At 36.1% G+C, this 13,538-nt stretch carries 11 protein-coding genes; 4 read left to right on the top strand and 7 right to left on the bottom strand.

The features are described 5' to 3' along the window. Nucleotides 1–229: 229 nt before the first annotated feature. The 4 genes from MP477_RS02585 (at nt 230) to MP477_RS02570 (ending at nt 2,962) form a co-directional block, all read left to right on the top strand. Nucleotides 230–655: a hypothetical protein gene (locus MP477_RS02585; protein ID WP_257189023.1), complete on the top strand. Its 426-nt coding sequence runs from the start codon at nt 230–232 to the stop codon at nt 653–655. Nucleotides 656–757: 102 nt separating this feature from the next. Continuing rightward, nucleotides 758–1,144 (top strand): hypothetical protein, encoded by a 387-nt coding sequence (locus MP477_RS02580; protein ID WP_230035099.1) that lies wholly within the window; start codon nt 758–760, stop codon nt 1,142–1,144. Between the two features lie 186 nt (nt 1,145–1,330). After that, on the top strand, nt 1,331–2,257 hold the full coding sequence (locus MP477_RS02575; protein WP_257189022.1) for a hypothetical protein: 927 nt from the start codon (nt 1,331–1,333) through the stop codon (nt 2,255–2,257). Nucleotides 2,258–2,359: 102 nt separating this feature from the next. Further along, nucleotides 2,360–2,962: a porin family protein gene (locus MP477_RS02570; RefSeq protein ID WP_257189021.1), complete on the top strand. Its 603-nt coding sequence runs from the start codon at nt 2,360–2,362 to the stop codon at nt 2,960–2,962. A 133-nt stretch (nt 2,963–3,095) separates the two neighbouring features. Here the strand turns inward: MP477_RS02570 and MP477_RS02565 are convergent, their stop codons facing one another. The 7 genes from MP477_RS02565 to MP477_RS02535 all read right to left on the bottom strand — a co-directional run bounded on the left by MP477_RS02565 (nt 3,096) and on the right by MP477_RS02535 (nt 13,489). Next, on the bottom strand, nt 3,096–4,952 hold the full coding sequence (locus MP477_RS02565) for a PDZ domain-containing protein (RefSeq protein WP_230035105.1): 1,857 nt from the start codon (nt 4,950–4,952) through the stop codon (nt 3,096–3,098). A gap of 145 nt (nt 4,953–5,097) precedes the next feature. After that, nucleotides 5,098–6,729 (bottom strand): M1 family metallopeptidase, encoded by a 1,632-nt coding sequence (locus tag MP477_RS02560; RefSeq protein WP_257189020.1) that lies wholly within the window; start codon nt 6,727–6,729, stop codon nt 5,098–5,100. Nucleotides 6,730–6,888: 159 nt separating this feature from the next. Next, nucleotides 6,889–9,834 (bottom strand): reprolysin-like metallopeptidase, encoded by a 2,946-nt coding sequence (locus MP477_RS02555; protein ID WP_257189019.1) that lies wholly within the window; start codon nt 9,832–9,834, stop codon nt 6,889–6,891. A 256-nt stretch (nt 9,835–10,090) separates the two neighbouring features. Further along, on the bottom strand, nt 10,091–10,918 hold the full coding sequence (gene tatC, locus MP477_RS02550) for a twin-arginine translocase subunit TatC (protein ID WP_257189018.1): 828 nt from the start codon (nt 10,916–10,918) through the stop codon (nt 10,091–10,093). Between the two features lie 255 nt (nt 10,919–11,173). Next, nucleotides 11,174–11,860 (bottom strand): type 1 glutamine amidotransferase domain-containing protein, encoded by a 687-nt coding sequence (locus tag MP477_RS02545; RefSeq protein WP_257189017.1) that lies wholly within the window; start codon nt 11,858–11,860, stop codon nt 11,174–11,176. 96 nt (nt 11,861–11,956) lie between these two features. Further along, nucleotides 11,957–12,520: a Crp/Fnr family transcriptional regulator gene (locus MP477_RS02540; protein ID WP_257189016.1), complete on the bottom strand. Its 564-nt coding sequence runs from the start codon at nt 12,518–12,520 to the stop codon at nt 11,957–11,959. Between the two features lie 9 nt (nt 12,521–12,529). Further along, nucleotides 12,530–13,489, bottom strand: a complete 960-nt coding sequence (locus MP477_RS02535; RefSeq protein WP_257189015.1) for an SIS domain-containing protein — start codon at nt 13,487–13,489, stop codon at nt 12,530–12,532. Nucleotides 13,490–13,538 lie beyond the last annotated feature (49 nt).

The raw sequence follows: 13,538 nt of genomic DNA, 5'->3' as shown, positions 1-13,538 counted from the left end.
GTTTATAGGAGTCGTAGTAGGAACTTATTTAAGTGGAGTTCAGGCAATCATGGAATTGGAATACTGTAAAATGAGATTGGAAAAACACCTGAACTTCTGTAGTGGAAGGAGGGTTCGCTGGAGCCGCTCTTGGTCAAGGCACAAACAATAATAGATAATACATATAATACTGGTTATGGTATGCTACATGGAACTCAGTATTTTAGTTATTTATAATAAAAAGTAAAGAATGGGAAAGATTACGATAATTATAGTGTTATTTCTTCTTATTAATTGTAATAAAAATTCTAATGTTACTAGAAATGATAAGAATAGAGCAACATTTGTTAAGACAAATACATTTATAAATTCGCCAGGTATATATTACTTTAGGAACATAAGTATTATTGTAAAAGAATTTAAAGATAATACTATTGTCTATGGAATTTGTGATTATTATAATAATATATTATATCAGAGAAATATTAATACTTCAATTAGTAATAACATGAAATGGGCTATTTACATTGATAATAAAGATCAAATATGGTTTTATAATGTAGATTATCAAGAGACCAGTGTATTTATTATGGAAGGGAAAAAAGGAACTTTTATTAAAGATAAAAATAAATTTCCTCCAATACCTCCAGAGCTTATGAAATTTATAAAAGAATAGTTTTAATGTCAAAATTTGTTGATTAATAATGAAAAATTGAAGACCTCTTCTTTTAGTATAAATATATTGGGTAGAATAATTATATTAACCTTACAATAGCGTATGAATTATCGTACAGTTTTAATGATAATATTTTCCTTTTTCACTACTTTAAGTTGTAAGGATAAAAATGGTAAAGATCTTCTTGATTTTAATGATTACCCATTTAACACAAATGTTGACGGAGAAGGAAGTTTTAATATAGGTTATGTTTTTAGTATTGATAAAAAAAGTTATATAGAAAAAGAGTATGATTTTATCTATTACACAAAAGATTTGAATGAAAGAAAACTTTTAATACCAGGAAGCTTGGTTAATGATGAGTTTTCAATTTATTGGAGAGAAGTTAATCTTCCTTTTAAAATTATTAAGAGAGCAAATAGTGATACACTAGTAATAATTAAAACTAACAAAGAATTTATATTTAAAAGGGTGAGAAATAGTGACTAATTATAAAGTGCTGTAGAGAATCATGGATACAAGTACTCCTGTTTTCAACAACGATCTAAAAACAAATATGAAGAGAATACATTTTCAATATATTGGTTTCGTAATATTTGTAAATAATCATTATTTTAGGCAGTATAAAAACATGCCACCAGTTTTTCCAGAATAACGAAAACAAAATAAACACAAATGATTTTTCCAAAAGCAAAAAAAATAGCTGAAGACCTTGGCTGGTATAAAACAGAGGATGGTGTATTCGGACTTTACAAAGGGTACTTTTTCAACGTTTCAGACGCAAGTTTAATAAGCAACCCTCAATACAAATTTGTAACCGTGACAACCGGTAACCTAACAGAAGAACAAAGGCTGCAGATCAATACAGAACTGGTCACTAACAAAAAGAGGTTAAAATTTACAAGTTTTGAAATTGGAGATACCGGTATTTTCTTTCGGTTTGCAGAAAGCTTTATTTATACTAAGCTTAAGACTGTTTATTCTTTGTTTGACTTTTTAGTTGATCTTTTCAAAAAACTCAATATACCTGAGCAATACAAATGTCATAGCTGTGGAACAAATCAAAAAGTCAACTATTACAACTTAAATGATAATGGAATATTACTTTGTGACACTTGTTTTCACGAAACAAACAATAAATTCTACGAAATTGAAAAACTACGAATTTCAAAGGAGAAAAATTATCTGACAGGATTTTTAGGTGCCGTAATATTTTCAATTCCAGGAATTATACTTTGGGTTTTATCTGCCGTATATTTAGGAAGAATTGCCTCCGCAATGGCCCTTATTGTTGCTTTTTCTGCTTTTATAGGATATGGCTTTTTAAAAGGGCGTGAAGGTGCATTAAAAAAGTATATCATTTTTCTGACAAACATTGCAAGCGTCATTATGGCAAATGTTATGACAGTACTTGCTTTATTAATAAAAGAAGGTTCTACTTTAAAGCAGGCAATTCTGGAGTTTCAAACAAATGAAACCGTAAAAGAAGTATTTTATGTGAATATTATTATTTCTTTTATATTGGGATTGGTTGCCTGGATCTGGATATTGTTTCTCAGGAAAGACGAAAAATTAATGATAAAACGTGCAGATACATTTTAGAAGTAAAAGTATGGAGTATAATGATTCTCTAAAGAATATTATGTCACCGGGAATGTTTGATCTGATACTTTATTAAAATACAATTTATAAAAAACATATGATATGAAAAAACAATTACTAAGCTTATGCATAGCTATAGGAACTATGGCATTCGCTCAATCTACAGAGGGACCGAAATTTGGTATTAAAGCCGGAGGTAACCTTTCAAGCATAACAGGAGATGACACCCAATCAAAGTTTGGATTTTATGCCGGAGCCTTGGTAAATGTTCCAATTTCTGAGGCATTCAGTATTCAGCCGGAGGTTGTGTACAGCCAACAGGGAGCAAAGGCAAAAGATGATTATAACTTTGCGGGGTATACCATAACGAATATGAAACAGACCCTTAGTTATATCAATGTTCCTGTAATGGTTCAGTACAATGCCACTCCTGAGTTTTATCTGGAAGCGGGTCCTGAATTTGGATTTCTGGTCAATGCCCAGGCTAAAGGAGATATTAATGGTAATTCTTATGAGGCGAGTAATAAAGATTCATTAAAAACTTTTAATTTTGGACTGGGGATCGGCTTAGGATACAAATTTACTTCCAAATTAGGCATCAATGCCCGTTATACTGCCGGTTTAACAGATATTGTTAAAAATGGAGGTGGAGAAACTTCAAAAAATACTAATTTCCAGTTAGGTATAAATTATTTTTTTAAGTAAGAAGTGCGGAAATAGTAAATGCCCTTATGTTCATTAGGGAGAAAGGAATAGATGAACTTATGACCTAATTATTGATTAAGTTTTTAAATTCTTTATAACAAAAAAAGCGAGGAAATATCCCTCGCTTTTCTATTTATTTTTTACCTGTTAGCCATTGGCTTTGCAGTTTCAGTTCTGCCGGACTAGGGTTGGCTTTGAATTTAAGCATTTCCATTGTCAGTTTATCAAGAATTGCTTTTCCTTTCAATTCTACTTTCTCTTTCTTTTCGCCATTACCTCGTAAAACAGTCACGGTAACATTTTGTCCTTCCTTGATTGTTTTAGCATAATTAATGAAATCCTGCATATTCTGAACGTTAATTGTTTTTCCGTCTAATGCAAGAACCTGGTCAGTGATTTTGAATCCGATACTTTTAGCAAAAGGAGATAGGGCGGAGCTTTCATCAAATACAAAAGCATTGTTTTTCTCATCATATCCCGTCTGGTTAGGATCTTTCACGAACCAGAAAATCGGAGGGGTCTCTTGTTTCTGTAATTCTACACCTACCTGACTTAGATATTCAGCATAAGGGGTCGGCTGGTTGCCTGCGATGTATTTATTATAAAAATCTTTCACCTGAGGATATCCGGTTACCGTTACCAGTTCGTCAATTAATTTATCATCTTTGAAAGGCTTATTCTCTCCGAATCTCTGAGATAATTTTCTGATCATATCACGGTAGCCCATCTCTCCATTGGAAAGCTTTCTCAGCTCAATATCCAGACACATGGCCAGAAGGGCTCCTTTCTCATAAACATTTCTATACTGATCCTTATAAGGCGCTTTCAGTACATTTTTACTCATAACCGTAAACGGCATGGTGTCATCATAATTCTTTGAATTGGTGATTTTTTCGTTAATTCTCTGTAAAAACTCATCTTTTGTAATCAGTCCTTCCTGGATCTGGAATAAATTGGCAAAATATTCCGTACCTCCTTCATACATCCACAGATGCTGAGACATTTTAGGATCTGCATAATTGAAATAGTGAATTTCCTCAGAATGGGTTTTCAAAGGATTCACGGTATGGAAGAACTCATGAGAAACTACATCGGTAATGGTTTTGTCGATGGCATCTTTCGGCATCATTTCAGGAAGTACTACACTCGTTGATTCATGGTGTTCCAGAGCTCCGAATCCTTTAATTTTCGGTCCGTCACCTCCGGAAAGATAAAGCATGATAGCGTACTTTTTATTCGTGTTCATATCTCCCAGGAATTTCTTCTGGGCAATGACCATTTTTTCCAGATTTTCCTTAAAATCGGCAGCTTTATATTTTCCTGTTGGAGAATATACTCCCAGTACAAGCTCCATTCCACCGGCATTGAAGGTAATGTAATCCGGTTTGGTATACATAAGGGGAGAGTCCGTAACTTTAGCATAATTGGCCAACGTAAAAGTATCGGTAGCTTCAGACTTATCCTGATCTACCAAAGCGGTAGTTCCATAAAAATCGGTGGGTTTTTGGATCACCAGCTGATAAGGAACATCCTGCATATTATCAATATATCCAATAAAGCCATGCGTATTGACCATAAAGATTTTTCCCTGTTCGATATCAGTTCCTGACGGTGAAAATACAGCTTTATGCTTTGAGGTATCCATTTCATCATCAAAGCTGTCATTGACCAGATACGTGATTTTATTTAAATTTTGAGCGTTCTTTAATGAATAAGTATTATCGTTCACTTTAGAATAAGTAAGTTCCCTTCCTTTATTATCGTAAAATTTGATACCCTCTATAAATCTTCCGTAATCATCTTCAGAATACGTACCGGGAACGGTCTTTGGAAAATGAAACTTTACATCACCGGATTTCATTTTTGGAAATTCCATGGTAACGGCTACTTTATCATCTTTTACATTGACGAGATCAATGGTAGTCTTTATAGACTGGGCATTCGCTAAAAAAGCGGCAAAAAGGCCTAAGCTAAGTGCTGTTTTTCTCATTACGTTAAATTTTATAGTTAAATAGTTGTTGTTTTTCTCATTTTGTTACGTGATAGGGTATTAAACTTTTCTTAAAATTAATCATCAAGGGTTAAAAAAATAAAAAGGCAAATTTGCTGATATGCGAATTTGCCTTTTTTATTATTTACTGAACATTTTTATAATTGATATAATAGTTCTTGTTAAACTCAACAGGAGTATTTTTTTTAAGAGTTACCGTCTGCCAGTCTTCTGTTGGGGTAATCGTCTGATCTCCGTCAATTCTGATGGGGAGCTTCAGGCTTTTAACCACATCTGTATACCGGAACTTCAACGTTGTGCCGTTCTGGGAATACTCAAGAGTAGGGATTTTTACAGTTCTCAGATATTGATCAAAAACAGTGGAGAAATCGATTCCGGATTTTGAGGACAGATAATCTTCAATCTGTTTGGTGGTAACGGTCTGATGGTAAAAATCTTTATTGAGCCCTCTTAAAATCTGTCTGAATTTTTCGTCATTATTGATCACCTGTCTCATCGTATGAAGCATATTGGCGCCTTTGGGATACATATCACCACTGCCTTCATTTCTTACCCCATAGTGGCCGATAATGGGGATGTCATTGTTAATAATGCTTCTGATTCCCTGAACATATGTCTCCGCAGATTTTTTGTCCATAAATTTTTCAGTGAAAAGAGTTTCAGAATAGTTAGTGAAACTTTCGTGGATCCACATGTCAGCCTGATCTTTTGCTGTAATATTATTCGCGAACCACTCGTGGCCACTTTCATGAATAATAATAAAATCCCAGTTCAGACCCACTCCTGTCCCTGATAAATCTCTTCCAAGGTATCCGTTCTGGTATCCGTTCCCGTAAGCTACATTACTTTGATGTTCCATACCCAGGTGAGGAGATTCTACCAATTTATAGGAGTCTTCATAAAATGGATAGGGGCCAAACCAGTATTCAAATGCTGAAAGCATAGGTTTTACCTGTTGAAACTGTTTTTTGGCTTTATCTAAATTATAGTCGAGTACCCAGTAATCCAGATCCAGTTTTCCTTTTTCACCATCAAAAGTATCTTTGAAGTTTACATACTTTCCGATACTGGGAATGATAGAATAGGCGTTGATAGGATTTTTCACCTCCCAGGTGTAAGTTGTTGTATTGCCTTTGGTCTTTTTGTCTATCAGCCTTCCGTTCCCAACCCCTACAAGATCATTAGGGGTGAGGATTTTCATGGTAATGCCATTATCGGGCTCATCACTCCATATATCTTTGGTAGGAAGCCAGATGGAGGCTCCAATCCCTTCGTCAGCAGCGGTCATCCAGGGGTTTCCTTTTTCATCTTTTGCAAACACCCATCCACCATCCCAGGGAGCTCTTTTAGCAATTACAGGATTCCCGGAATAGGTAACATCAATACTGTATTTTTCTCCTTTTTTAAACTTTTTATTGGCGGTAATAAAAATAAAGTCGCCGTCTTGCTTATAACTTTTAATAGAGAAGTTTCCTTCCACTTTATCAGCTTTCATAGGTTGCTGCAGATCAATTTGAAATACAGGATTGGTAACATCCTTAATGATTTCAAAACTAATCTTATTATTTCCTTTGATACTTTTCTGATCAAAATCAGGCTCTACGGAAAGGTCATATTTTTTAACATCCCAAAAATTCCGGAATTGAGTATCCGAACCCTTTAAAGTGTCCTGTTTGGTATAAACCTGGCCTTTTTCAAAGAATTGTCCGAAAACCAATCCTGAAGCAAATAAAAGTGTATATGATAACTTCTTCATTTTTAAACTTTATTAATAATCTTTTCAAAAATAGAAAATTTAATTAACAGCAAAATTGTGAAAAGGTAAAAATGTACAATATTACAGGAAGATCAATCCTTCAGACATAAAAAAGCCCGGCTTATTGATTGCCGGGCCAGGTTTGAAGAATGCTTATTTTTATTTTTTTATGAATTTCAGGTTTGAAGTGGCTCCCTGATCCTCAATTGAAATCACATAAGCTCCGGTGATCAGTTTTGATACCGAAATTTTGTGATCTGTAATCTGTCCGTTCATTACAATTTGTCCGGCCATATTGGTGATGATATATTGGGCTTTAGCCGAAACTTTAGTCACATTTAATACATCGCTGGCTGGATTAGGATAAATCTGTATTGAGCTGTTATCTTTTGTGATGTCTTTAGTAGCAAGATTTTCTGCTTGAATTTGTACTGGATAATCCTCAATTTCACCATATTGTTGGCTGTTGCATCCGTTGGCAGGTTGTGTATTGTAGGCAAGCACAACCCTCATTATTATATTGCTTCCGACATGTGCATCTACAGGTACTGAGAAGTTTCCTGAAACCGGAGTGATTTTATTAGGAGCACTTGTGAAAATGATTTCAGAATCAGAAAAAATTCCATCCCTGTTAAAATCGATCCATGCGCTTACTCCTTCGTTATACTGACTACCTGACCATTGTTTTTGTACACTGATCGTATTACCGGAAGATCCCTTAATAAGGGTGATCAGTTTTGTAGGATCCGTAGTATAGTTGGTATAAGGTGAAGCAGTGCTGGTATTGGAAATAGGGCTCATTCCTGTAGGTGTTACCGTAACGTTAGAAATAAATTCATCTGAAGAATCTGTTCCGGTCACAGAACACATGATAAACGGAAGGGTAGTGAAATTAGTAGATGCGGAATAGCTTCCAGTGGTAGATCCACAGACATTCGCCACTTGAATTTCATACTGAGTACCCTCGTTTAATCCGGAGAGATTATAAGAATTTGTTGGTACAGGAACGGTAGTCCATGTGGCAGTTCCTGTTTTTCTATACATTAAAGAATACGTTGCGCCCTGCAATGCAGCCCAGTTTATACTGGCGGAAGTTTTGGTAATTCCCGAGACCGCAATTCCTGTGGGGGTCGCTGAAGAGCAGTTTTCTGCGGATGCAGAAACGGTAGCACTGCCAATAGCATAGAAAACATTGTCAATGGCGCTTACCCTGATTTTTACAGTGGATCCGGCAGCCAGTGAAGAGAATGAAAAAGGTTCAGCCCCATCATTGGGAGTCGATGGGCTGATAACGGTCCATGTACTTCCATTGTCTGTTGTATAGTCTATTTTAACATTTTGTACACTGTATGGAGCATTGTTGGTATTGACCACGTCCCAGGTAATAGCACCCGGCAAATTATTATAAACTGTAGCGGAAGTTACTTTAAATGGCCCCTCGTTTCCTACATTTAATTTCACCAGACTGCTTTGGGTCTGCTGTTGGGTAATATCAGGATTATTGTCTCTTACCGTAACCTTGAATTTTAGCTGTCTGGGAACATTGGGTAGAAGTTCCCAGTCCTGTACAGTCGTAAGTGTTCCGTTAAGAACTGTTTCGAGCTTAGGAAAATAACGTGTTGGGGATGCTATAGGCGGCAGTGATCGGAAGTTAGCTCCGCTGGTCCGGGTGGCATCCAGATTATTAAACTTAGTAGCTGAAATATCATATTGTTCCCATGTATAGGTCATAGGATCGTTTTGGGCATCTGCGGCACTTGCTGTCAACACAAAAGCAGTACCCTTAGGGATAGCTTTATCAGGAGATGGCTGTATTACCGGTGGTGTATTAGCCACTGGAATAGCGATATCACAATTTTTACTGTTTACATAAGCCTGTATCTGCTCAATATTGATGGTATGGAAATAGGCATCAGAATGCATTTGCACATTAGCCTGAGTAATTCCGGCATATCCCATGATGGTAGATCCTGATCCTGGTTCTATTGGAATATCTGTCTGGCCATGAACTACAGACATCGTATGACGTCCCCCAAACTGGTGCCCTAGCTCATGAGCTACATAGTCGATATCGAAAGTGTCCCCAAATGGTTGATCATCTACTGCGGGAGAAGTAATTCCCGCCCCTTTTGAACTATCATCATTGTTATTACTGGGGTTTCTACATACATTTCCTATATCCCCTGCAGATCCACCACCACCTCTGTGTCCGAAAAAATGCCCCACATCATATGCATTATTACCTACACCTGCGGTATTGGTAAATGTTCGCTGGGCTTCCAGATTCCAGTTATCCATACTTGCTACATCTGAATAAGGATCTGTATCTGGATCTATAAAAATCAGTTGCGGAAGATCCTGTACAATCAAATGAATCCCCAGGTCTTTTTCATATACGCCATTTACCCTGTTGATGGTAGCGTTGATGCGGGCTGCTGCACCAGGAACTCCTCCTGCCAGCTGGGTGTATTCACCATTCACGGAAACAGCAATTCTATAAGTGCGATATTTCTGATCGTTATTCTTATTAATTCCTGTTCCGTTTAATCCTTTTTTTGACTGTAACAGTTTTTTCATTTCCTTTTTTGAGCTTTCAGGCTCGGATACTTTACATTCAAAAATACTGCTTCCTTGTGCTTTGTCGGATTTGAAAAAGACTCCGTATATATCTTTTTCTTTAGTTACCGGCTCAATAAATTCATATTGCCCTGTCTTAGTGTCAAAAAGCATGGATTGAAAATCATTAGGAGCCGTACTGAATCTGATCTGCTTATTGGGATGGTCTATGCCCACCCCTGAATATGCTCCAAGCTGGTATCTTTCAGCCATCGATTTTTCAACCACCGGCGAACTGTATACAGAGAATCTTTCAATTTTCCCCTCGGTAGTTGGGAGAGAAATAATTACAGGGTTAGCTCCCTTTCCAGCCTCAGGGGCATTTTTCAAAAGTTCACGAAGTGATGCAAGATCAACTTTGTAAGCATGAATGATGTTAACCTCTTTCCTTATCGGAGTAATCTTCTCAGATACCGGCTCCCAGCGCTGTGCTTGCAGGCTGGTTAAACCAATAGCTAATGCAAAAACGAAAATAATTTTCTTTTTCATAATATTTTTATAAATTGATTTTATGCTTTTCTGTAAAATTAAATATTTTATTGTGAATATTCGTGAATTATGTGTTTATTTCGTGTTATTTCTTTTTGTAAATGAATTAAAAATTACATAAATGATAATTAGATTGATTTTTTAATATAAATAACTTTATTTAAAGAAAAATAATAAGTCGTACTTAAGGGTATAATACAAAAGCACTGGTTTAATTACTAAACCAGTGCTTATATTGTATATTATTATTTGATTATTATTTCTGAACAGCCGGAAGATTTCCGTTGCTTTTCTGTACCTTTTTATAAGTGAAAGTACACATGATGATACTGAATTCATATAAAATAAGCAGTGGGAAAGCGGCCATAAGCATACTTAAAACATCTGCAGGTGTAATGATTGCAGCCACGACCATAATTAAAACAATAGCATGACGGCGATATGTTTTCATAAATTGTGGAGTCAGAATGCCAATACTGGTAAGGAAGTAAATAAGGATAGGGAAAAGAAAAATAATACCCATTCCCAAAATTACCTGTAAAAAGAGAGTAGTATAATCACTAAGGTCATACAGTGGAACAATAATATCCGAAATTTTAAAAATAACCCCAAAGTTGACAGCAAAAGGAAGAATTAAAAAATAACCGCATAGAATTCCTGTCATAAAGAGAATCCACACCGCATTAATGATATAAATGGAATTTTTTCTCTCTCTGGGATGTAAAGCAGGACCTATAAAACGCCATAGCTCCCAAACAATATAAGGAAAAGCAGCCACCATGCCTCCAAAAACAGAAACAGCCATCATCACATTGAACTGTTGGTAAAGTCTCTGTACACGTACAGGGAAATCTTTTGGAAGATGAATACTGTCTTCACCTAAAAGCATTCTTGAAAAGTGGTTCACCACTCTGAAGGTAAGAAAGTCATTTCTTGTTGGCCCAAAAAAGATATGGTCCATAATCCAATTGATATTGAAACCAACTGCAAAAGCAGCAATTACGATAGCAATAATTGAACGGATCAGGTGTCCTCTTAATTCTCCAATATGCCCCAGAAAGGACATGTCTTTATTATTGTCCATATAGTAAAATCTATCCAAACGGCTCACCTGTCCGGATATGCCGTTTAAGTCTGCGAAATTATGAAATAATAATCAGTATTTAGAATTTATTGATCATGATTTTGTTCAATATTGTGCTTATAGACTTGATGTTGTTTTAGGCAGGGGAGTAAGACTAATGCTTGAATAAGCAGGTTTTATCACAAAAAAACAGACACAACCAATTTTTAGTTTGAGTTATAGTCTGTTTTAAATGTTTTATTCTTAGTAAATTGTTTATTTTTCAAGTATTTCCAATACCTTTTCTGCTACGGCACCCCCGGATTGAGGATTCTGACCTGTTACCAGTTTTCCGTCAGATACTGCAAAAGAAACAAAATCCTGGTCAGCTTTTACATAATGAGCCCCTTTGCTTTTTAAAACATCTTCTGTAAGGTAAGGCATATGGTCTGCCAACTCAGAGGCTATTTCTTCCGAATTTGAAAAGCCTGTTAGTGTTTTTCCCTTAATTAAAAGCTCTCCGTTAGAGAGTTTAATGTTAAAGAGACCTACAGCCCCGTGGCATACCGATGAAATAACACCTCCCTTTTCATAAATTTTTTGAGCTATTTGCTGCAATATTTCATTATCAGGAAAATCCCAGACAACTCCATGTCCTCCGGTGTAGTAAATGACACTGTACTCTTCCGCATTGATCTCTTCGGGTTTTAAAGTATCGGCCAGTTTTTTTCTGAAAATTTCATCCGCATACAATTTCCATTCTGATGGCTGTACAAACATTTGTAATGAAATAGGTTCCAGTGGAGTATATCCTCCTCTTGGGCTTACAAAATCAATGTCATATCCTTTTTCAAGTAATTTTTCATAAAAATGGACCGCTTCACCCAGCCACAAACCGGTTGCTCTATCCATATCAGGATATTTTTCTACACTTGTCACTACGATTAATACTTTCTTTCTCATTGTTTTTTTAGATTAAATTATAAAACAAAGATGAAGAATTTAGTGTCATTATCTCCATGACATAGCTCAAAAAAAAGATGTGACCCAGGTCACATCTTAAGAATATAGTCTGCTTAATGTTTCCCTTGAAACTCCCAGGTAGCTTGCAATAAGCTGTTTGGGAATATGGTCAATAAAGCCCGGATACTGCTGCGAAAAATCTTCATAACGTTCTTTGGCAGATTTACTCATTAATGAAAGAATTCTCTGCTGTAAAGCGATATATCCAAAATTGGACTTTACCCGGAAGAAATGCTCAGTTTTTGGGATTTTTGCACAAAGAAGATCTAAGTCTTCATAGGATATACTGTAAACTTCAGCATTTTCAATGCAGTCAACAGCTACCGAGGACAGACCCTGCTTAAAAAAGGCTGCAAAATCTGAAATCCACCAATTGGGTGCTGCAAACTGAAGAATATGTTCTTTTCCTGTGCTGTCTATGAAGCTGCTCTTAAGAAATCCTTTTTCAATCAGGTATATTTCCTTTACAAGCTGGTTTTCCTGTATTAAAAACTGCCTTTTTCTGAATTTCTGTTTTCTGAAAAGTGATGCTACCGTTTCAAACTCATCATCAGTCAGATTGATAATCTCCTGGATATGTTTTTTCAGAAAGTCCTCCATATAAATATCTTAATTGATGCCTTCATCCAGCAGCTTATGAAGGTCAATGATTCCGAAATATTTCCCGTTTTCAGTGACAATAAGCTGGCCTATGTTGTTTTCTTTCAATACTTTCATTGCCTGTTTGGCAAGAGCTTCTTTTTCAATGGTTTTCGGATGGGCAGACATGATGTCTTTAGCCAGAACCTTACTGATATCTTCTCCTTTCAGCAACATTCTTCTCAAATCTCCATCGGTAACAACTCCTATAATCTGATCTTCATGGGTTACTACTGTAATGCCATGACTGGATCCACTGATCGAAATAATAACATCTCTTATGGTGGCATCTTCTGTAACCTGAGGTTTCTGTGAAGAAAGAAACTGCTCCACTCTCGATGTAAGATTTTTTCCTAAGCTGCCTCCCGGATGGAATTTGGCAAAATCATTGGCTTTGAAATTATTCAGTTCCATTAAGGCTACAGCCAGAGCATCTCCCAATGCCATCTGAATGGTTGTAGAGCTGGTAGGAGCCAGCTTATTCGGACAGGCTTCAACATCAACGTGGGTATCCAGAACAATTTCAGAAAACTCAGCAAGTTTACTTTTTTTGTTGCCGGTCATCCCGATCAAAGCCGAAGAATAGTCTTTTAAGTAAGGAACAAGATTGGCAATTTCAGGAGAGTTGCCGGAATTGGAAATACATAAAACAACATCCTGCTTCTGAATAACTCCCAAATCCCCATGAATAGCTTCTGATGCATGAAGAAACTGTGACGGTGTACCTGTAGAATTTAAGGTAGCCACAATTTTATTCCCCACATGAGCAGATTTTCCTATTCCCACTACAATAAGTTTCCCTTTTGCAGCATGAATAATTTCCACGGCCTCGGCAAATTGGTCACCAATTCTGTTTTTTAATTTTTCAAGTTCCGAAATCTCTATTTCTAAAGTACTTTTAGCGATTGATATAATGTTGGTTCTATCCATTTTACGATGATATGGTATACAAAAAAGTTCTTAAAAAATGTTATATTTT

This window comes from Chryseobacterium sp. WG23, from assembly GCF_024586575.1.
GTDB lineage: Bacteria > Bacteroidota > Bacteroidia > Flavobacteriales > Weeksellaceae > Chryseobacterium.
Note: the sequence above shows the minus strand (reverse complement) of the source record. Positions and strands in the feature narration are given on the sequence as shown.